At 67.9% G+C, this 20,811-nt stretch carries 12 protein-coding genes; 6 read left to right on the top strand and 6 right to left on the bottom strand.

The window, feature by feature from the left end:
- Positions 1-2: 2 nt before the first annotated feature.
- The gene (locus O3I_RS18975) at positions 3-8,459 is read right to left on the bottom strand and encodes a type I polyketide synthase (RefSeq protein ID WP_014984576.1); all 8,457 of its coding nucleotides are present in this window, start codon (positions 8,457-8,459) and stop codon (positions 3-5) included.
- A gap of 726 nt (positions 8,460-9,185) precedes the next feature.
- Between O3I_RS18975 and O3I_RS18970 the strand changes: the two genes are divergently transcribed.
- From O3I_RS18970 to O3I_RS18955, 4 genes are all read left to right on the top strand, one after another.
- Positions 9,186-9,770: a hypothetical protein gene (locus O3I_RS18970; RefSeq protein ID WP_014984575.1), complete on the top strand. Its 585-nt coding sequence runs from the start codon at positions 9,186-9,188 to the stop codon at positions 9,768-9,770.
- Between the two features lie 777 nt (positions 9,771-10,547).
- A complete protein-coding gene (locus O3I_RS18965; RefSeq protein ID WP_014984574.1) occupies positions 10,548-11,090 on the top strand; it encodes a hypothetical protein in 543 nt (180 codons plus the stop codon).
- 3 nt (positions 11,091-11,093) lie between these two features.
- Complete coding sequence (locus O3I_RS18960; RefSeq protein WP_014984573.1) at positions 11,094-12,305, top strand: DUF6545 domain-containing protein; 1,212 nt, start codon at positions 11,094-11,096, stop codon at positions 12,303-12,305.
- Positions 12,306-12,508: 203 nt separating this feature from the next.
- Positions 12,509-14,023, top strand: coding sequence for a flavin-containing monooxygenase (locus O3I_RS18955; RefSeq protein WP_014984572.1), 1,515 nt, complete (start codon positions 12,509-12,511; stop codon positions 14,021-14,023).
- Positions 14,024-14,080: 57 nt separating this feature from the next.
- On the opposite strand, the gene O3I_RS18950 is transcribed toward O3I_RS18955, so the two are convergent.
- Entirely contained in the window at positions 14,081-15,058 is a 978-nt protein-coding gene (locus O3I_RS18950) for an LGFP repeat-containing protein (protein WP_014984571.1), read from the bottom strand.
- Between the two features lie 61 nt (positions 15,059-15,119).
- Positions 15,120-15,380 carry a hypothetical protein gene (locus tag O3I_RS18945; protein ID WP_014984570.1) on the bottom strand — a complete coding sequence of 87 codons (261 nt, stop codon included), beginning with the start codon at positions 15,378-15,380 and terminating at the stop codon, positions 15,120-15,122.
- Positions 15,381-15,753: 373 nt separating this feature from the next.
- On the opposite strand from O3I_RS18945, the gene O3I_RS18940 reads away from it, so the two are divergent.
- Both O3I_RS18940 and O3I_RS18935 read left to right on the top strand, forming a co-directional pair.
- Positions 15,754-16,197 carry a hypothetical protein gene (locus O3I_RS18940; protein ID WP_141691783.1) on the top strand — a complete coding sequence of 148 codons (444 nt, stop codon included), beginning with the start codon at positions 15,754-15,756 and terminating at the stop codon, positions 16,195-16,197.
- 71 nt (positions 16,198-16,268) lie between these two features.
- The gene (locus O3I_RS18935) at positions 16,269-17,396 is read left to right on the top strand and encodes a serine hydrolase domain-containing protein (RefSeq protein ID WP_041564008.1); all 1,128 of its coding nucleotides are present in this window, start codon (positions 16,269-16,271) and stop codon (positions 17,394-17,396) included.
- 8 nt (positions 17,397-17,404) lie between these two features.
- On the opposite strand, the gene O3I_RS18930 is transcribed toward O3I_RS18935, so the two are convergent.
- Genes O3I_RS18930 through O3I_RS18920 form a run of 3 tightly spaced genes read right to left on the bottom strand, consistent with a single transcriptional unit; the run spans position 17,405 to position 20,780 of the window.
- Positions 17,405-18,424, bottom strand: a complete 1,020-nt coding sequence (locus O3I_RS18930) for an SIS domain-containing protein (protein WP_202804985.1) — start codon at positions 18,422-18,424, stop codon at positions 17,405-17,407.
- 53 nt (positions 18,425-18,477) lie between these two features.
- Positions 18,478-19,380 carry an N-acetylglucosamine kinase gene (locus O3I_RS18925; protein ID WP_014984566.1) on the bottom strand — a complete coding sequence of 301 codons (903 nt, stop codon included), beginning with the start codon at positions 19,378-19,380 and terminating at the stop codon, positions 18,478-18,480.
- On the bottom strand, positions 19,377-20,780 hold the full coding sequence (locus O3I_RS18920; RefSeq protein ID WP_014984565.1) for a sugar porter family MFS transporter: 1,404 nt from the start codon (positions 20,778-20,780) through the stop codon (positions 19,377-19,379). The genes O3I_RS18925 and O3I_RS18920 overlap by 4 nt, the downstream gene beginning before the upstream one ends.
- Positions 20,781-20,811: the final 31 nt, after the last annotated feature.

Genomic DNA, 20,811 nt, shown 5'->3' with positions numbered 1-20,811 from the left:
GCTCAGTGCCCATCCATGAGACTGGTGAAGCTCGGGTAGTGGTCCTCGGCGGACAGTTCGTCGGCGATCGTCCGCATCACCTGTGCGCTGGGGTTCTGGATGAACAGGTGCCCGCCCGGGACCGTGGTGAGCGAGAACCGGCCGCTGGTCAGCTTTTCCCAGCCCTGCAGTTGGTCGGCCTCGAACAGGGGGTCCTCGGCGCCGCGCAGCACCGTGATCGGGGCCCGCAGCACCACACCGTGTTCGAATCGGTAGTCGCCGAGCATCTTCAGGTCCGCCCGCACCGCGGGCATCATCGGCTTCACCGAGGCCTCGTCCTCGACCGGGATGTTCAGCAGATCGTTGTCCCGCAACACTTCCAGCACCCGGCTGTCCGTTTCGCGGTCCATGTCGAAGCCGTCGCGAATGTGCTTCAGGTTTCGCACATAGCTTTCGACCAGCGCCGGCGACGGCCACCCGCCGATGATAAGTTTCAGCGGCACTTCGGCGTACTGCTGTTCCAGATATTTGGTGAGCTCGTAGGCCAGCAGGCTACCCATGCTGTGCCCGTAGATCGCGAAGGTCCGATCCAGGTGCGGCAGCATCGCATCGGCCAGTTCTTCGATGAAGGCGGGCATGGATTCGAACGGGACCTCGTTCACCCGGTCTTCGCGACCCGGATACTGAATACCCACCACTTCCACCGTGTCCGGCAGGAAGTTCGGCCACGGCGTGAACACCGAGGCGCCGCCGCCGACGAACGGCATCGCGAACACCCGCAGCGAGGCGGTACTCGACCGGCCCTTCACCGTGTGGATCCAGCGTTGCGTGCCTGCGCTTTCCGACGCGACCGGCAGCACGCCGTTGGCCTCGCCGAAGACCTGCGCGAGCACCTCGTCGGTGAGCTCGACCAGCGTCGGGCCACGCATCAGACCCATGGTCGGGAAGTCGATGTCGAGATGCTTGGCCAGCGCGTTGCGGATCTGCCCGGCCATCAGCGAGTCCATGCCGAGGTCGGTCAGGGCCACATCGTGCGCGAGCCGGTCGATCGGCATGTCGAAGATCCGCGAGATCTGTTGCGAGAGTGCCTCGATCAGCCGCGGCTGGCGCGCGGACTCTTCGAGCTCGAGCAGTTCGGCGCGCAGCCCTTCGGTGCCACCGCTCGCGGTGACGCCCGCACTCTCGGCGAGCGCGAGATGCGCCAACCGCGGCGAGCTCCGGATGATCGGCATGACCTGATTCATCTTCGACCAGTTCACGCCGAAAACGCTGGTGCTCGTGACACCTTGGGCCAGGCACCGCCCGATGAAATCGAGGGCGTGGTCCGGGATGATCGGTGTCCACCCGAGCCGGGCCAGGGTGTCGAGCTTGGTGCGTGCGACGAAGCCGACCTCGGCGAGCGCACCCCAGTTGACGGTCAGGGCGGGCAGGCCGTGCGCGCGCCGATGCTTGGCGAGCGCTTCCAGGAACCCGTTGGCCGCAGCGTAATTCGCTTGGCCGGGGGTGCCGACGTTCCAGCTCATCGACGAGTACATGACGAACGCGTCGAGTTCCAGCTCGCGGGTGTGGTTGTGCAGGTGCCAGGCGCCGTCCACCTTGGGCTGCACGGTCCGCAGGAACTGCTCCTCGGTCATGCCGGCCAGCGGGCCGTCCGCAAGCACCATCGCGGCGTGGTAGATGCCGCGCAGCGGCGGCAGCTCCGCGATCCGTTCCAGCAGGCCGACCACGTCGGCCTCGATCGACACGTCGGCTCGCTCGAGCACCACGTCGACGCCCTTGGCCCGCATCTCCTCGATCGGCGCCTCGTTCTCCTCGTCGATCTGGGCCCGGCGGCCGACCAGCACCACCGTGCGCGCCCCGTTCTCGACCAGCCACTGCGCGGTGCGCAGACCGAAACCGGAGTAGCCGCCGGTGATCAGGTAGGCGCCGTCCGCGTCGAAGGCATGGTCGCCGGTCACCGTCGGATGCACGAGCACCTCGGTGTCCGCGTCGAATTCGACGACGACCTTGCCGATCTGCTTGGCCGAGGCCATGAACCGGAACGCCGACGCCACCTCGACCGCGCCGAAGGCGGTGTGCGGCAAGGCAGGCAGCGTATCGGCGGCGATGCGCTGCAACACCTCCACCATCGCCTCGCGGCACAGCTCGGGATCTTCCAGCAGCAGCCGGTCGATATCGATCGCCGCGTAGCTCAGGTTGTTGCCGAACGGCTTCAGGCCGAGCTTGTAGTTGTCGTAGATGTCCTTCTTGCCGATCTCGAGGAACCGGCCGCGCGGACGCAGCAACTCGAGACTCTTCGGAATCGTCTCGCCCTGCAGGGAATTCAGCACGACGTCGATACCGTCGTAGCGCTCCCGGATCTCGTCCGCGAAGGCGAGCGAGCGCGAGTCGAAGACCGCCTCGATGCCCAAGGCCCGCAGGTATTCCCGCTTCTCGTCGCTGCCCGCGGTAGCCAGCACGGTCGCTCCGAGAGAGCGGGCGATGTGCACCGCGGCGAGCCCGACACCACCGGCGGCGGCGTGCACGAGCACCCGCTGCCCCTTGCGCAGCCTGCCCACCTCGACCAGCGCGTACCACGCGGTCAGGTAGGCCATCGGCAGCGTCGCGGCCTCGGCGTCGGACAGCCGCGACGGCGCCTGGTAGACCCGCCGGACATCGGCGACCACCAGCGAACCGAAACAGCCACGGGCGAAGGCGATCACCCGGTCGCCGGGTGCGAACCCGTCCACCCCGGGCCCGACCTCGGTGATCACACCGGCGCACTCGACGCCGAGGTTCTTCTCGTAGAAGCCGCCGAAAGTCGCACCGTCGGAGAGCATGCCGAGCGAGAGCATGATGTCGCGGAAGTTCAGGCCGGTGGCCAGCGGCCGGATGGCCACCTCACCGGCGCCGAGCACCGGCACCGCCTGCCGCTCGTAGCGCAGCTGTTCGATCTCGGGATCGGCGGGCACCGACAGCGCGAACGGGGTCGGGTCCGAGATCCGGGCCGGCGTCGCGACCGAGGCCTCGAATTCGGCGAGCGACACATGTTCGAGCCGGTCGATGAACCGGGTCTCGCCGCGGAAGGCGATCTCCTCGTCCGCCGCGTCCACGTGCAGCAGTTCCTGGAAGAGCTGCGCCGCGCGCTGCGGCGCCGCGGCCGCCGGGTCGAAGTCGAAGATCTTCGCCCGCAGGCTGCTGTGCTCGCTCAACAGCACCCGCAGGATGCCCCAGCTGGGCACCTGGGTGAGTGCGACGTGCTCGGCGCGGTCGAGTACCTGCGCACCGGAGGTCGCCACCCACAATCGCGGCGCCTGCTCCCAATCCAGTTCCTCGACCGCCTGCGCCAGCGCGATCACGCTGTAGGCGCCTTCGGTTTCGACGGCGGGCAGCATCTCGGTGGTGAGTTCCGTGCCTGCGTAATCCAGGTTCCACAGATGCAGCACACCGGCGATCTCCCCGGCCTGCGCCCGCACCTGCTCGAGCACCCGCTGCAGGTCTTCGCTGCTGTTCGGCCGCACCCGGAAGGTGTTGGCGTCGATCTCCTCGAACTCGGTGCCGCGGCTGACCACGACACCGGCCGCACCGCCCTCGGTGAGCAACGCGATGTAGCGATCGCCGACCCCGGCTTCGTCCGCGAGCACGACCCAGGAGCCCTGCTCGATCCGCGGCTGATGCGGTTCGAGGTCGATCGCGGGGGTGCGCGCCAGGATCACCGAGTTGCCGGTCTGCTCCGGTGTCGCCATATCGGAGAAGATCTGCACGTTCTCGAAACCGATGCTGGGCAGGAACTCCCGCCACTTCGACTCCGCCATCAGCGGGTAGTCGGGCCGGACGTCGTGATCGCTGAACGCCCACCAGCCCTCGGTCATGCCGAAGGTCAGATCGACCCAGTGCGGCGGCACCGTCGCCTCCACGACCAGCAGCATGCCCTGCGCGGTCAGCAGGCGCTGCACGTTGGCGAGCGTGGCACTCAGACTCGCGGTGGCGTGCACCACATTCGAGGCCACGACGATGTCGTAGTAGTGCGCGTCGAAGCCCTGGGCCTCGATGTCGTGTTCGATGTCGAGCACGCGATAGTCGACGAACTCGAATTCGGCGAAGCGATGCCGCGCCTTGCCCAGGAACAGCTGCGTCACATCGGAATACACGTACTCGGCCCGGTCCGCGGGCAGCTCGGGCAGGACATAGCCGGTGGTGCCGCCGGTACCCGCACCGATCTCCAGCACCCGGATCGGCCGGTCGCCGGGCAGGGCGCGCACGCATTCGCCGACGATCTTGCTGACGATGCGATTGGCCTTACCGAACGAGAACGAGGGGCCGTAAAGGTCTGCGACCGACTGGAATTCGTCCTCGGGGAAGATCAGCTCGATCGGGTTCACGTCGTCGCGCAGCACCGCGGCCTGCTCGGTGCCACAGCGGCCGAGCACCGCCAGTTCGGGCTCGCATTCGGGATGCAATTCCTGCAGCCTGGCCAGTTCCGCACGGGTGTCGACCCGCTCGGGGACTGTCAGCAGCCGCCAGGCGTCGCCGTCCTTCTCGGTAACCCCGTGCCGCGCAAGCAGTGCCAGCAGCCGAGCGAGGTAACGCCGGTGCTTGTCGTGCACCCGCATCTCGCCGGCGAGTTCGTCGAGGGTGACCGTGCGGCCCACCGAGAACTCCAGGCCCAGCTGGTAGAAGGCCTCGGTCACGAACGCGATGCACAGCGCGTCCATCACCGCCTCGGTGCTCGCGTGGTACTCGCGGTTGACCGACCAGTTCTGCAATTCGTCGATCAGCGGCGCCACCGCCGCGTCGAGCGTGGCCGGCTCGGCCAGTGCGGCGGGCATCCGGGTCTTCGTGCGTACCGGCGCCTCGTGCCAGCGGAACTCGTAGAGCCACTGCAGCAGCGCGTCGCTGTCCTCGGCGGTCGTGGTGATCGACTTGCCCCGGAAGCCTTCGAGTTCGGCGACGAGCGTGCCGTCCTCGTTGACGATCCAGAGATCGCCGAAGCAGTAGTTGATGTCCTCGCTGACCTGCGCGCGTCCGTAGCAGTAGACGCGACCGCTCGCCTTGGCGTAGAAGCTGAGCCGCTTCACCTCGACCGGCAGGTAGAGCGTCTTGTCCTCGTTGTTCGGGTCGTTGCCCATCGAGATGGACAGCGACTGGAAGCAGGAGTCCAGCACGGCCGGATGGATCGCGTGGCGCGGCGCCTCGTCCGCGAGCGCGGCCGGGGTGTCGATGCGACCGAGCGACTTCAGGTCGGCGTACCCGAGCTTGGTGATCGCCTTGAACGTCGGGCCCAGCATCAGACCGTTGTTGCGGAGCTTGGCGAAGACCTTGGCGGGCTCGATCTCGAGTGGGCATTCGGCGTCGAGTTCGGCGAACGGGACCGGCAATTCGGTGTCTGGCGCGCCGCGACGCAGCGTCCCGACCGAGTGCAGGGTCCAGTCCTTGTCACCGTCCTGCCTGCTGTACACGGAGTAGTCCAGCGACGGCGTCAGCACCACCTGGACGACGGGCGCGGGACGATCGTCGAAAACGAACAGCGCGCGCCGGAATTCGACGTTCTCCAGCGAGTACCGGTCGGCGCCGAACGCGTCCTCGGCACAGCCGAGCACCATGTCCAGGTATGCCGCACCGGGGAAGACGATGGGACCTTGGACCCGATGGTCGTCGAGCCAGGGGAAGCGATCGGGATCGAGCACGATCTCCCAGACGTGCTTGTCCGGCTCGTCCGCGACCCGGCCGACCTCGCCCACGAGCGGGTGATGCAGCGCCGGGAAGCGCCGATCCCGCGCGGAAGGTGTTTCCAGCCAATAGGTTTCGCGCTGCCACGGATAGAACGGCACCTGCACCCGGGTGGCCGCACCGTCGAACAGAGCCGCCCACGACGGCTCGAAACCGGCCGTGTAGAGCGCGGCGAGCGAGGACAGCAGGGTGGCCCGATCGCTCTGCTTGCGATGCAGCGACGGGACCGCGATCCCCTCGGCGCGGCGCTGTTCGAGCAGCTCGCCGATGGCCGTCGCGTGGATCGGGTGCGGGCCCAGCTCCACGAACGCCAGGTGCTGATCCTCGATGAGGCGATCGATGGTGGGCGCGAACCGCACGGGCTCGCGCACGTTCTGCCACCAGTATTCGGCGTCGAGCCCGCCGGTCGGCACGATCTCGGAGGTGACCGTGGAATACATCGGCACCGTCGCCGGACCCGAGGTGAGCCCCTCGAGCGAGGAGAGCAGTTCGTCGTGCAGCGGATCCATGTGGTGGCTGTGGAAGGCCACGCTGACCTGGAGCATCCTGGCGAAGATCTTCTCCGCGCCGAGCGCACGCTCGATCTCCTCGAGCGCATCGGGATCGCCGGCCAGCGCCACCGATTGCGGGCCGTTGAGCGCGGCGATGGCGACCCGGCCGCGATATCCGGCGACCCGCTCCTCCACCTCGCTCAGCGGCAGACCGACCGCGAGCATCTTGCCCTTACCCGACGCCTGCTGCTGAACCCGGCTGCGGTGGAAGATGACTCGCACCGCGTCCTCGAACGACAGCCCGCCCGAGACGTAGGCGGCCGCGACCTCACCGATGCTGTGGCCGACCACGGCGGCGGGCTCGATGCCCCAGCTCTGCCACACGGCAGCGAGGCCGACCTGCACCGCGAACACCGCGGGCTGGGCGATGAACGTCTCGCCGATCCGGCTGTCGGCCTCGTCGCGCCCGAGTTCCTCGGAGACGGTCCAGTCGGCGTATTTGCTCAGTTCCGCGTCGACGCGCTGCACGGTCTGCCGGAACACTTCGTTCTGTGCCAGCAGTTCCCGCGCCATGCCCCACCACTGCGGGCCCTGACCGGAGAACACGAACGCGATCTGCTGTGCCGCAGGTGCTTTCACACCGGTTCGCACGGATTCCGGTGCCGCGCCACGGGCGACCTCACGCAGCGCGTCACGCAGTTCGCCGGTGTCGGCGCACACCACGGCGAGCCGATGGTCGTAGTGTGCCCGGGTCTGCGCCTGGGTGGCCGCGATGGCCGGCAGGCTCGCCGCGGCGGGCGGCTCCTCCAGGTATTCCGCGTAGCTCTCGGCGTAGGCCCGCAGCGCGTCCTTCGTCTTCGCGCTGAGCGCGAACACCACCGGCTCCTGCGTCTCGACCGCAGTCGCCTGCCCGTTCGCCTGCTCCGGCACCGCGGTTCCCGCGACCTCCGGCGGGCCCTCCAGGATCACATGGGCATTCGAGCCACCGAACCCGAAGGAGTTCACGCCCGCCAGTCGGGGCCGGTCACCCGGCCACGGCTGGCGGGACTGCGCCAGTTGCAGGCCCAGCTCGTCGAACGGGATGGTCGAATTCGGCACCTCGGCATGCAGATTCGCGGGGATCTCCCCGTTGGTGAGCACCAGGCACGCCTTGATGACGCCGGCGATGCCCGCCGCCGACTCCAGGTGGCCCAGGTTCGATTTCACCGCGCCGACGATGCACGGGCCGTGCCCGTTGCGCCCCTGCGCCAACGCCTTTCCGAGGGCACGCGCCTCGATCGGGTCGCCGACGGAGGTACCGGTGCCGTGCGCTTCCACATAGCCGATATCGGCCGGCGCCACGCCGGCATCACGACAGGCGTCGGCGATCATCTGCGCCTGGGCTTCCTCGCTCGGCACGGAGATGCCGTTGGTGCGGCCGTCCTGATTCGTCGCACTGCCCCGGATCACCGCGTAGACGCGGTCACCGTCGGCGAGCGCCGCGGACAGCGGCTTGAGGATGATCGTGCCCGAACCCTCGCTGCGCACATAGCCGTCGGCCGATTCGCTGAAGGATTTGGATCGCCCCTCCGGCGAGAGGAAGGTGCCCTGGCTGAAGCCGATGGTCGCCTCGGGGATGAGCAGCGTGCTGACGCCGCCGACGATGGCCATCGACGCCTCGCCCGAGCGAATGCTGCGGCACGCGAGGTGGATCGCGATCAACGAGGACGAGCACGCGGTATCCACCGTCATACTGGGGCCGCGCAGGTCGAGCAGGTACGAAACACGGTTCGCCACAATGCAGTTCGTGACGCCGGTCATCGTGTGGCCGCCGATGAGGTAGCGGTTCTCCGGGTTGAGCTGGATGATGCCGTAGTCGTGCCCCGAAACACCCGCGTACACAGCGGTTTTCGTGCCCGCGATACTCTCCGGCACGATGCCCGCGTCCTGCAGCGCCTCCCAGGTGGTCTCCAGGAAGAGGCGCTGCTGCGGGTCGATCCGCGCCGCCTCGTGCGGCGTGATGCCGAAGAAGTGCGCATCGAAGGACGTGACGTCCTCGAGGTAGCCGCCCGCCCTCGTGCGCAGGTGGCCCGGCCGCGCCGCATCCCGATCGTAGAACGCCGCGCCGGACCAGCGGTTCTCCGGAACCTCACGGACGGCGTCCTGCTCACCGAGCAGCAGTTGCCAGAAATCACCCACGTCGGAAACCCGTCCGGGGAACCGGCAACCGATTCCCACGACGGCTATGCCCTCGTGAGCGGTCGACTCGGTCTCGATCGATGAGCTGTGCACAGAATCCATCGCATTACCTTCGTTTTGTAACCACACGTCTATCGACCGGGCGAGACAACCGCTCAGTTGGTGTCGTCCAGTCGATCAGGATCCGTATCGACCATTCGCGCTTCGCCTGCGCGAAACGCCCCACCACGCCTTCGATTCCAGGTACGCGGTGGCATCGAGCAGGCTGATTTGATCGTCGAGTTTCCGACCGTCACTTGCCGAAATCGAGCCGGCGGTCATGTTCCCCCCTCGAGGACCATGACCGCCGATGCGAAATGTCCACCCGCCGAACGCTTTTCGGTGGACCGCCGGACGGCATGAAGCTCCCGGCCGGTGCCTACTCCCCCCGAACGAGACCTCGGCGGTCGGACCGAGTCGTTCGGACGCCGGACAGCCGGCGATACATCGACACTGAGGCGGTTGAGCTGGGTGGCACAGGGCGGCACATCATCAGGGGTCGTGCTGATCGTGCTGAACGTCCACATGATTTGTGCCCACCTCACGCCCGGTGCCCAGATCCGCACCCATGGTCAGAATTTATCGACCACGAGCAGTCATGTCAACACATCGGTGTGCATTCGTGTGCATCCAAGATCCCTGTCATGCGCACGCTCGTGCAGTCTAACCCGACCCTCTGCGTGACGTCGGGCAATGATCTTGCTAAGGTGCTCGTTCGCGACCGGACATGAGAGGACATGCACGCGCATGATGACCAGCTCTGCACAGCCAAGTGGTATGGTGCTTGCCATGGGCGACGAGTTGGGCGCCAGCGAGACCGTGAACCGTGCGAGAGTCGAGTCGGCTGGACAGCGGTTCGGACGGCAGCTGAAGGCGTTCCGGCAGCGAAATCTTCCCGATGAGCTGATCACGCACCAGCACATCCATGACCTCGGGGGTCCTACACGAAATGTTCAGTCCCGAATCGAGAGCGGGCAAGTCGACACGATAAGCGCCACCACGGAGGCGAAGTACAACCGCGCCCTCGAAGCACTGGGCCTGGCGGCCGGAAGCGCAACCGCCGCACTGCATCACGGCGGCACCCTCGGGGCTCCCCCGGTCGACGAACCCGTCGAGACCGGCGTGCCCGACGATGTCGAGAGCGGTGTGGACGCGTTGCAGAACCTGGCCCGCAAGCACCGGTCGGTCGTGGACCTCGTGACCGAGCTCGACCGGCTCGGCATCGAGTTGAAACGCGCCCGCAGCCACACCGAGGGCTATCAGCTGGTCTTCCCGAAGACCGCGATCGATCGCCTGTTACAGGCGCTACAGAACACGGCCGAACCCGCACAGCCTGGGCGCGAGTCCGACCGAGACGACCATCCGCAGACCTAGCCTTCGAAGCAACGGGTCATGGACATACGCACCCTCGAGACATGCCGGACGACCCGAGGATGCGGATCGGGGGCCGTCCATGCGGGTCGCGCAACGCCACAGTGGTTGAAACACAAAGTATTTCAGCGAACCAAGGGCGCCGGCGCCCGGTATCGCGCACGCGCGGAACGGTTCCGGCGGCCGCCCGGCCGCGCGGCTGCCCGCCTACGGCCGTCACCGCTGAAATCCGGTCGGCATCGCGATGTTTCGTGGTCCGGCGAAAACTACCCCGTACCCTGCCCTGCCGCCCGCGGCCGAGCCGTCGCCGACCGTGCCACCAGGACCGATCGCGTCCTTCCGACGGTGCCGATGCCGAATCTTGCGTTACTGTTCACCCATATCGGCCCAGGTCAAAGTGACAATCTGCAACTTCTGACCGCGGAATTACAGCTACGCGAAGCCCGGGTGACAGGTAGGGTATATGCCAGCCCGGCAAGTCGACGATGGTGAGTCGATGTGTGTCGACATGCCGGTCCGCTGAAGCCATCCGGGACGATGGACGACGTCGCACTCCCGTCGAAACGGACGACTTCGACGAACAAAATCGCGCCGGTGGCAACGATGCCGCTGCGGTGCGCGATAACAAGGTGGGATCTCCAGGTGCTCGGGGGAGGAAATCGTGAACGCATACGATCTGCATTCCACCGGCCTCGACGCAGCAGCTCTTACCAGCGGTAATGCCGACGGGTCGGACCTCACTGACGCGGATCGCCTCACTCGAACGAGGAGGCAAGTGACATGTTGAAACTGTTCCGGCGCAAGGCCTCCACCCTCACGTGGAAGCCCACTCGCGGCAAGACCTCCACGCGGGCTCGCCTGCAAGCGCTGGTCGACAGTCTCGAGTTGCCGACGGACTGGACCATCGAGGAGTTCATCGCGTGCGTCGAACGCACGCGCGGGCGGCGCATCGTGCGGTTGCTGCTGCCGCCCACCGCACCGGTGGGGCTGTGCGGACTGTGGCTGGCCTGCAAGGACTACGACGTGATCTTCCTCAGGCAGTCCTCGGACCCGGCGGTCGAACTGCACGTGGCCCTGCACGAGGTCAGCCACATGCTGCTCGGCCACGGCCAGGACACCTCGCTGTCCTCGGTCGAATGGAAGACGCTGACCAGTGAGGTCGCGTTGAACGACGCCATCGACCTGTCCATGGTTCGCGCCGCGCGCGGCGCCTCGAGCTACGCCTCGGTCGAAGAGTACGAAGCCGAGCTGCTGGCGACCTTGATCAGCTTCCGCGCGCGGACCGTCGGACCGCGCCGCGACCCGATGTTGAGAGAGTTGTGACGCATGTGGCCGAACACCCAGCTGTCGCCCTGGATCACCATCTCGGCAACGGTGTTCATCGTCGCCATCACCCTGATCCGGCTGGCGTCGACCCTGCACACGACGCTGTTCGGCCGCTTGATCAACACCCTGCTCGGCTTCGACGCCGCGGCGGCGCTGCTGCGTGAGCCGATCATCGCACGGCAGGTGGCGAAGGTCGTGCCCGGCGGCCTGCCCACGGTGTTCGACGCCTGGCACTGGCTGACGGTGACCGCCTGGGCCTTCGGTCTCGGGATGGCGCTGCTGCACGAGAACGGCCCCGTCCGCTACCGCACCCGGTTCAAGGTCGTGCTGGGCCTTTCCGCCGCGATCGGCCTGATATTCTTCGCGCTCAGCGCGCCCGCCCGCGCCCACGGCCTGACGTCCATCGCCGAATACGGCGGCTGGCGTTTCGGCATCTACATCGGACTGTATTCGGCCCTGCCCGTGATCGTTTCCGGGTACTACTACGTGTTGAAGGTTCGCGGCACGGTATGGCGGACGAACACCCTGTGGGAACGATTCACCGTCGCCGCGCTCGTCTGCTTCGGTGTCGCCAGCTCACTGCCTGTCTTCCTGATGGCGGTCGCCGCGGCGGCGGATGCCATCGGCGTGGGCAATACGTTCACGCGCGGCACCTTCCAGCTCGTCGCCGACGGATTCACCTCCGGCGAGCCCGGGCTGTTCGTGTTCGCCGCCCTGGTCATGGTGTATGTGCCGTCCTCGGCGCAGGCGATCGTGCAGTTGCTGCGGCTCGATCGGGAATCACGCGCCGCGCGCCGGGTGTATCCGATCTGGCGCGACCTCACCGCCGCCGCGCCGCAGGTGGTCTTCCGGCTCAAACGGGCGGACAGCTGGAATGTCTCGCCGCAGGAACGATTGCACCGCAGGCGAATGGAAATCCACGACGCGGCCGAAATCGTCGCTCGATATGTCCTGCCGCTGCCGGCGCCGGTCGACGAATTGATCGAGAACACCGTCGTCGAAGACGAACAGGAACATATCCGAATGGTCGCCGAATTGGTGCTGGCCGCGCGCCGGCTCGCCGACGGTACCGAGACGGCGGGCGAGCCGACCGCGCGCGGCACCGACGTCCCCGACGAGCAGACCCTGGTCCGGCAGTGGCAGCACGCGAAATCGCTGCTGCACGCCACGGACCTCACCGCGACGATCCGAACACCAATCAGCACACCATGATTCGCGATGCGGGGTGCCGAACCGAGCCCACGACCACGCGCGCGATTCGACATGCGGCAGGCGGCGCGCTGTGGTGTAATCGGTCCATCCCGCAGCCGAATCATTCGTCGGCAGTGCGCATTCCGAGGGTCGGCACATCGTCGGAAGGTCGACCGCGCAGGTCCCGCACCCGGACGCGGCCCTCAGTCGAGTAAAGGTGAACCATGGCATCGAACGATCAGGTGAGCACGGCGTCCCCGAATGTTCTCATCGTCGGCACCGGATTCGCCGGTGTCGCGATGGCGATCAAGCTGCTGGAGGCGGGCGAACGTGATTTCGTCATCCTCGAGAAGGCCGACGGCGTGGGCGGGGTATGGCGCGAGAACACCTATCCGGGCTGCGGTTGCGACATCATGTCGATGATGTACTCGTATTCCTTTGCGCCGCACACCGGTTGGAGCCGAATGTATGCACCGCAACCGGAAATCCTCGACTACATCAAACGAGTCGTCAAAGACTACGGGATCGAACCCTATATCCGCTTCCGATCCGAGGCGGTGTCCTATGAATTCGACGCCGCCGCGGACCGGTGGGTGGTCCGCACCGCCGACGGCGAGGAGTATCGGCCGCGGGCCGTGGTCGCCGCACACGGTGCGCTGCACGTGCCGAACATCCCGGAGTTCGCCGGGCGAGAGAATTTCACCGGCCCGGTCTTCCATTCCGCGCAATGGGATCACTCGGTGGACCTCACCGGCAAACGGGTCGCGGTGATCGGCACCGGCTCCAGCGGCGTGCAGCTGGCGCCCCAGATCGCCGGCACCGCAGCCCATGTCGAGGTGTTCCAGCGGTCCGCGCACTGGGTGATGCCGAAGATGGACCGTCCGGTCAGCAACGTCGAACAGCGCATGTTCAAGGCCTTCCCCGGGCTCATGAAGATCTACCGCAACTTCGCCTTCTGGCTGCACGAGGCGCCGGTCTACGGTTACTTCCACCCCCGCTGGAACTTTCTGCTGAAGTTCGTGGCGCTGCACCATCTGAAGAAGCAGGTGCCCGACCCCGAACTGCGCGCCCGGCTCACGCCCACGCACACCTTCGGCTGTAAGCGAATCCTGTTCTCCAGCGACTTCTTTCCGGCGCTGCAACGACCCGATGTCAGCCTGGTGACCGCGGGCATCGAGGAATTCACCGAGGCCGGAATCCGCACCACCGACGGCGTGCTGCACGAGGCGGACGTGATCGTGCTCGGCACCGGGTTCGCCACCGACAACCGGTGCGCGACCGAACACATCGTCGGTCGCGACGGGCTCACCATCCAGGACGCCTGGCGCGACGGCATGCAGGCCTACCTCGGCATGACCGTGGCGGGCTTCCCGAACTTCTTCATGATCATGGGCCCGAATTCCGGTGGTGGCGCCCAGTCGATCGTGTTCCTCATCGAGGCGCAGGTCCGCTACATCGTGCAGTGCCTGCGGCTGATGCAGAACCGGGGTGCCACCCGGATCGAAGTGAGCGGCGCGAAACAGGACGAGTTCAACACCTGGTTGCACGGCAAACTCGACCGGTCCGTGTGGGTGTCCGGCGGCTGCCACAGCTGGTTCCTCGACCACACCGGCCATAACCGACAGTCCTGGGCGGGCACCGGCACGAGCTACTGGCGTGCGACGCGCAAGCCCGAACCCGCGGCCTTCGAGTTCGCCGCCGCGGCACGAGCCGATCGGGGCACGCCTGCGGCCGGATAGCGAATACGCCTGGGCTCCCGGGGGTTTCGTCCCCGGGAGCCCACGGCGTGCCCGCGATCAGGGATTGCGGGTGGTGCCCATGCGGGTATGCGCCTCCTCCGGGGTGGCGACATGCGATCCGCCACGGGGGCGTGCCGCGGCCGCGCTGCCCGCCGCCACCGGCGTGCCCCGGCCTCGCCCGGACGCGGTGTGGCCGGATCCGCCACGGCCCACCATGGCCGCGAGCGCACCGGCGATCGCCGCGATCACCAGACCGATCGGCAGCGCCCACCACTTGGCGTTCGAACTCGACCCCGAATCGGAATCGGACTTGGCCTCGGTCGCCGGCTCCGGATTACCGCCGGACACCACCGAACCGGGGGCCGCACCGGGCGCCGACACATCCAGCCCGCTCAACTGACCCGCGATCTCGGGCGGCACGGTGGCGAAACCGTCGGCCTTGCTCCAGCGGATCTGCACCGGGTTGCCGTTCTGGCCGCTGAAGGTCTGGGTGTAGACGCCGTCGGCCACCGTGGTGTCGGAGGTCGGGCTACCCAGCGGACCGTCGGTCGCCTTCAGATGCGACCACGCGCTCCGGATCGGGCCGCGCACCAGCCACGCCCCGTTCTGCGGGCTCCACTGGATGGTCGCACCGTCCGCGGCGGAGAACTCGCTGTAGCGCGCGGTGCCCGCGACCGGAGCGTCGGACTCGTCGTTCACCGGATAGCCGATATCGGTGCTCGCACCGCCGAGCGCGAGATACTTGTCCAGGATCGCGCCGTACATCACCTTCGCGCCGGTCTCCGGCGAGTAGACGATCTTTCCGCCGCGATAATCCTGTGCGGCCCCGTCCGGCCCGAAAGCATAGACGGCGCCGACCTTTTCCCCGAGCGGCGTGGCTGCGCCGCCCTTCTCGTCGTAGTGCGCGGTGATCGCGGCGTCCGCGTCGGCCGGCTGCGCGCCGGCGCTCGGGCTCAGCAGCACACCGGCGCCGAACGTCGCGATCAATCCGCCGGCGAACGCGATGGCGGATAGGGATTTCTTCAAGCTCTTCATCGAAAGACTCCTCACAAGGGGCGACAGGGCTAGCACTTGCAGGCAATCTCGAAGCTGTCGGTCAGCGAACTTCGCCGGCCTTCGGTTTGGTGGCCACGCCGATGATCGCGGACAGCACGGCGCCCACCACACCGCCGCCGGCGACCTGGGCGAGGATCTGCCCGAAGTCCAGCCCGCTACCTGTCGCGGCCTGGATGATCCCGCCGGTGATGCCGCCACCGACCGCACCCGCCGCACCGTTCACCACGGGGCCGAGCGGGTTCTTCGAACCACCGATCCCGCCACCGACCACCCCGCCCAGTAATCCCAGAAGCCATTCCATGGGTTTCCTCCTTCGCAATGCCACGGATGTTGCGTACATCGAGACAAACAGCTGTTGTGGAAATCATCGAGTCCGGCGTCAAGACCCCATAGTGCTCCTTTGATCTACCCGGCATGATCGATTTCAATCGCAACCGAGTATTTACGCGGAAAATGCCACCGTATGCGGCGGTAATGCGCGACGGCTGGCGAGCAAACGGGGAACCCGCAGGTCGGGCGCATCGACCGGCGACCGTGGCAACTGATCTCGACGGCGCCCCGGGGACAGTGTCGGTGGCACTTAACTCGTTTACAGAAACGCTAACATTTCTGGTCCGAATCGATTGCGCTCCATAAACTCTCAGACCCGACGGGTATTCGAGGGAAAGCAGCCGATGGGTAGACACCGCGCACCACGAAAGTCCGAAGTCACGATGCAGTTCGCCGTGGTCTCTACCGCCGCTGTACTCACCGCGCTGGTCTGCACCCACCGCGACGGACCGCCGGCCGGTCGTTCCGCCACGAGCCAGGACCACACGACCTCGGGTCTGTCCGGCCGTCCCCTCGTGCCACCGCCGGTCAGCGGGCCGGAAGCCGTACCGGAGCCGCCGATCTACGAGGCCCCGCCGGCGCCCGTCGAACCGCCCGTTTCTCCCTGGACCCCGCCCGCACCTGCCGCGCAAGCGGCCGAACCCGAGGCCCCGGCGCCGCGCGACGTCGTCGGCGGCATGACGGCGGCCTGGGTCTCCGGCACCCAGCAGGGCTACGACTGTCTCACCAGGATCGAACAGCACATCGCCGCGCACGTGCGGTCGGTCATGGACCAGCGCCCCGTGTGATACTCCAGTTCGAGGCACCGTAGTACTGCGGTGCAATGTGCCTGCGGGCCTTGGGTTCCTACGGTCGGACCATGTGGTTTCGAGCCTTCGCCCTCCCGATCTGCACTGTGTCGGTGCTGCTGTCCGCCTGCACGACGGCCTCGGTCGCGCCGACCTCCGCGCCTGCCGTTGCCGGCATCGACGCGGACCGGGTGCGTGACGACCTGGACGCGCTGATCGGTTCCGGCGCGATCGGAGCCGTGGCCACACTCACCGGCAACGATGTCAGCACGGTCCTCACCGCCGGTGTCGCCGACAACGCCGCGGCGGCGCCGATCGGCACCGATCGTCCGCAGTTCATCCGGGTCGGCAGCATCACCAAGACGTTCACCGCCGCTATCGTGTTGCAACTGGTCGCCGAACACCGGGTCGACCTCGAACAGTCGATCGACACATATCTGCCGGGATTGCTCACCGGGGACGGTATCGATGGACGCGCCATCACCGTCCGCCAAGTCCTAGGCCACCGCAGCGGACTGCCGCAACCAGCAGAATCCCCCGACATCAACGAGTACACGGTGGCGCGCGACGGCCGCACCTTCACGCCCGCGGAGCAAATCGCCCTGGTCTCGGCTCATCCCGCGCAGTTCGCGCCGGGCACCCGATTCGAATACACCAACACCAATTACCTCGTCGCCGGAATGCTGATCGAAGCGGTGACCGGGCACCGCTACGCCGACGAACTACGCGATCGGGTCCTGACGCCGCTGGGCATGTCGGACACTTATCTGCCGGCGACGGGCGAAACCGGCCTGCGCGAACCGCATCCGAACGGCTACGCCACGATCGACGGCGTCGTCACCGACACGACCCGCGTGGAACCCTCGGCGCTGTGGACCTCGGGCGCGCTGGTCAGCACCGGAGCCGACCTGAACCGCTTCTACACCGCATTGCTGAGCGGAGCGGTGGTCCCGCCGGCACTCCTGCCGCAGATGCTCGACGGTGTGGACATGGGATCCGGCGACGGCATGTCCTACGGCCTCGGCGTCGGCTACACCCAACTCCCTTGCGGCACAAAGTATGTGGGCCACGTCGGCGGCATTGCGGGCTTCTCGACCATCGCCGGCGCCACCCCCGCCCGCGCGATCACCATCGCCTACACCGGCACCCCCACCACCGTCGACATCCGCGCTCTGCTCACCCACGCGCTGTGCGAATGAGCGGCGACTCAGAGGGTTTCGGTCACCTTTTTCAGGCCACGGGGGCGGTCCGGGTCGCCGCCGCGGGCGATCGCGAGGTGCAGGGCGAGCTGTTGCAGCGGCAGGATTTCCACGAGCGGGGACAGCGGTTCGGGGATGCCGGCCGGCAGGGTGACGCCGCCGGACAGCCCGGCCAGCGCGTCGGCCGTGCCGACACCGAATACGTCGGCGCGCAGCTCGGCGAGCCGGGACAGCACGGGCAGCATCGCGCGTCCGCCCACGCCGTCCGGCACGATCGCCAGCACCGGCACCGACGGGTCGACGGTGGCCAGCGGGCCGTGCAGCAGATCCGCACCGGAGAAGGCCTGCGCCGAAAGATACGACGTCTCCATCAGTTTCAGCGCCGCCTCGCGCGCGGTCGGATAGGAGTACCCGCGCGCGGAGGTGATGAGTCGCTGGGCGAACCGGTAGCGCTGGGCCACACCGGCCAGGGCCGCACCGGAATCGAGCACCCGGCTGCCCAGGCCGGGCAGCTCGGCGGTGCCCGCGCCGTCGCCGCCCCGCGCGTAGTCGAGCAGCAGATACAGCGCGAGCAGTTCCGCGGTATAAGACTTGGTCGCCGCGACCGCGCGTTCCGGACCGGCCAGCACGTCGACGTGGATCTCGGCGGCAGCGGCCAGCGCGGAGGCCGGGTTGTTGGTGAGCGCCACGGTCAACGCGCCCTGGCGCCGCGCCACCTCCACCGACTGCACCAGATCGGGTGAGCCGCCGGACTGGCTCACCGCGACGAACAGCACGTCTCGCAGGTCCGGGGCGCTGTCGTAGATCGTCATGGTGGACGGCGAGACCAGGCCCGCGGGTAACGCGTGCTGAATCTCCACCAGGTACTTGCCGTACAGCGCGGCGTGATCGCTGGTGCCGCGCGCGACGAACAGCACGAATCGCGGCTGGTACTCCGCGATTCGGGCGGCCGCGCGCCGGATGGCGTCGGTGCCCTCGGTGAGCAGCCGCTGCCACGCCGCGGGTTGTTCGGCAATCTCGCTCGCCATCAGGGCGCCGGGATTGTCCTGGTCGGTCATGTCACTCCTCGAAGTAGAAGGCTTTATCCGGGCAGGGCCGTCGCGCTGCGGGCCGGCAGCTGCCGCGCCAGTCGCACCGCGCCGTGCACCGGGTCGACGTCGAGCACGCGCACGTCGTCGAGTCCGCGCCCGGCGAGCGCGCGCCGTAGCTCGGCTTGCAGCAGCGGCTGGTGCACCGCGAGCCCGCCGGCCACGATCACCGGCCCGGCGTAGGACAGTCGGTCGGCGACGGTGCCGACCAGGTCGGTCAGATCGGCGACGGCCGCGGCCAGGATCTCCCGGCCGACCGGATCGCCGGTCGCCGCCATGTCGATGACCACGCGAGCGCGCCGAGCCCAGTATCTGCGGTCGGTGTGGTCGTAGAAATGGTCGAGCAGTTGTTCGGTCGAGCGCAGCCCGCATTCGGCGGCCAGCGCCCGGCCCAGCGGGTCGGCGGGCGCGCCGCGATCCACCGCGGCGAGTGCCCGGCACACCGCCTCGCGCGCCACCCAGTAGCCGCTGCCTTGATCACCCAGCAGGTAGCCCCAGCCGCCCGCGCGGGCGGTCCGGCCCGCGTGCCTGCCCCACGCCACCGAGCCCGTGCCCGAGATGAGCGCGATGCCCTCGTCGAGCCCCGCGGCCGCGAGGACGAGTTCACTGTCGTGCACCACTCGAATCATCGCATCGGGCAGGCGTTGCGCGAGCAGATCCTGCAGGCGCGCGCGACCCTCCGGGGTGTCGGCCCCCGCCGCGCCCGCGCACACGGCCCGGATCCCGTCGCCGCCGACGCGCTCGAGGATCAGGTCGAGCTGGTGACCGGCCGCCGCCGCGCCGACCGAGGCCACGTTGGCGCTGCCCGCCCGCGCCTGGGCGACCACGACCCCGTCCTCGGTTCGCACGGCCATCGTTTTCGAGCCGCCGATGTCCAAGCCCAGCACCGCGGTCATGCGCGCACGTCCTGCTCCCGCGTGACCGCGGGCCAGCGGCCGCCGTTGGCCCAGTAGTACTGGATCTCCTCGAGTTGGCGGCCCTTGGTCTCCGGCGCCAGCCGGTACACGAACCCGAAGCCGACGATCGCGAGCGCGCCGAACACCGCGAAAGTGCCCGCGCCGCCCAGGGATTCGAGCATGGTCAGGAACGCGCCCGCCACGATCGCGTTCGCGACCAGATCCGAGGTGAGCATCGCGCTCGACCCGGTCGAGCGCAGCCGCGCCGGGAAACTCTCGCCCGCGTACACCCACACCAGCGCACCGAATCCGAAGGTGAAACCGACGGTGAACAGCAGCACGCCGACGAACCCGAGCACGGTCAGCACCCCGCCGAAATCGGAGCCGGCCACGAACACCGCGATGAGCAGCGCGTTGGCCGCGATCATCATGCCGATCCCGGACAGCAGAATCGGCCTGCGACCCAGCCGATCGACGAGCACCAGCGCGACCAGCACCGCCGCCAGAGCGGCCACCTGCACCAGTGCGGGCAGCACGAGCAGGGCGAAGTGGCCGCGGAAACCCATCGCCTCGAACAGCCGGGGGCTGTAGTAGACGATCGCGTTGATGCCGGTGATCTGGATGAAGAAGCCGAGCCCGACCACGAAGACCGTGGCCCGCAGATACGGCTTGCGCAGCATCTCCCGCAGCGCGCCGCCGGATTCCTCGCGCAGCCCGTGCTCGATCTCGGCGAGCTGGGCGTCGGCGTCGAGGTCCGGCTCGACGCGGCGCAGCACCTGACGAGCCTGCTCGATCCGGCCCTTCATCACATACCAGCGGGCGGTGTCGGGCAGCCGCAGCAGCAACACGGTGGTGAGCACGGCGGGCACCGCCGCCAGCCCGAGCATCCAGCGCCAGCTCTGGGTACCCGCCAGCAGATACGCCGCGAGGTACCCGATGATGATGCCGATCACCGTGGCGACCTGGTATGCCACCAGCAGCGCGCCGCGCACCCGGGTCGGCGCGGACTCCGCGACGAACACCGGCACCACGACCACGGAGATACCGATCGTGATGCCGAGCGCGAGCCGCGCCGCCATCAGCATCGGCAAGGCCGTCGAGCACGCGGCCAGCACCGCGAACGCGCCGTAGGTCGCCGCGACGAGCACCATCGACTTCTTGCGGCCGATCCGGTTCGCGAGCACGCCGCCCCCGATCGCGCCCGCGATCTCGCCGATCACCACGGCCGTGGTGAGCAGTTCCTGCTGCCGTGTGGTCAACCCGAACTCGTCGGTGATGAACAGCAACGCGCCCGCGATGTTGGACAGGTCGTAGCCGTAGATCACCCCGACGCTGGCGGCGGCTACGCCGACCACCACCCCCAACCGGGACGACGCCCGCAGCTCGGCCACGAACCCCATGTTTCTTCGCCTCTCACCGTTGATCAGGGAA

This window comes from Nocardia brasiliensis ATCC 700358, assembly GCF_000250675.2.
GTDB classification, from domain to species: Bacteria; Actinomycetota; Actinomycetes; order Mycobacteriales; family Mycobacteriaceae; genus Nocardia; species Nocardia brasiliensis_B.
The sequence above is the reverse complement of the archived record's forward strand: the minus strand, read 5'-3'. Positions and strand labels throughout refer to the sequence as shown.

What these genes read in the sequence shown, in the direction of transcription:
- O3I_RS18940 (WP_141691783.1), top strand. Translation starts at nt 15,754, where the DNA reads ATGGGTAGACACCGCGCACCACGAAAGTCCGAAGTCACGATGCAGTTC.
- O3I_RS18960 (WP_014984573.1), top strand. Translation starts at nt 11,094, where the DNA reads ATGTGGCCGAACACCCAGCTGTCGCCCTGGATCACCATCTCGGCAACG.
- O3I_RS18955 (WP_014984572.1), top strand. Translation starts at nt 12,509, where the DNA reads ATGGCATCGAACGATCAGGTGAGCACGGCGTCCCCGAATGTTCTCATC.
- O3I_RS18925 (WP_014984566.1), bottom strand. Translation starts at nt 19,380, where the DNA reads ATGACCGCGGTGCTGGGCTTGGACATCGGCGGCTCGAAAACGATGGCC.
- O3I_RS18935 (WP_041564008.1), top strand. Translation starts at nt 16,269, where the DNA reads ATGTGGTTTCGAGCCTTCGCCCTCCCGATCTGCACTGTGTCGGTGCTG.
- O3I_RS18970 (WP_014984575.1), top strand. Translation starts at nt 9,186, where the DNA reads ATGGGCGACGAGTTGGGCGCCAGCGAGACCGTGAACCGTGCGAGAGTC.
- O3I_RS18920 (WP_014984565.1), bottom strand. Translation starts at nt 20,780, where the DNA reads ATGGGGTTCGTGGCCGAGCTGCGGGCGTCGTCCCGGTTGGGGGTGGTG.
- O3I_RS18965 (WP_014984574.1), top strand. Translation starts at nt 10,548, where the DNA reads ATGTTGAAACTGTTCCGGCGCAAGGCCTCCACCCTCACGTGGAAGCCC.
- O3I_RS18975 (WP_014984576.1), bottom strand. Translation starts at nt 8,459, where the DNA reads ATGGATTCTGTGCACAGCTCATCGATCGAGACCGAGTCGACCGCTCAC.
- O3I_RS18950 (WP_014984571.1), bottom strand. Translation starts at nt 15,058, where the DNA reads ATGAAGAGCTTGAAGAAATCCCTATCCGCCATCGCGTTCGCCGGCGGA.
- O3I_RS18945 (WP_014984570.1), bottom strand. Translation starts at nt 15,380, where the DNA reads ATGGAATGGCTTCTGGGATTACTGGGCGGGGTGGTCGGTGGCGGGATC.
- O3I_RS18930 (WP_202804985.1), bottom strand. Translation starts at nt 18,424, where the DNA reads ATGGCGAGCGAGATTGCCGAACAACCCGCGGCGTGGCAGCGGCTGCTC.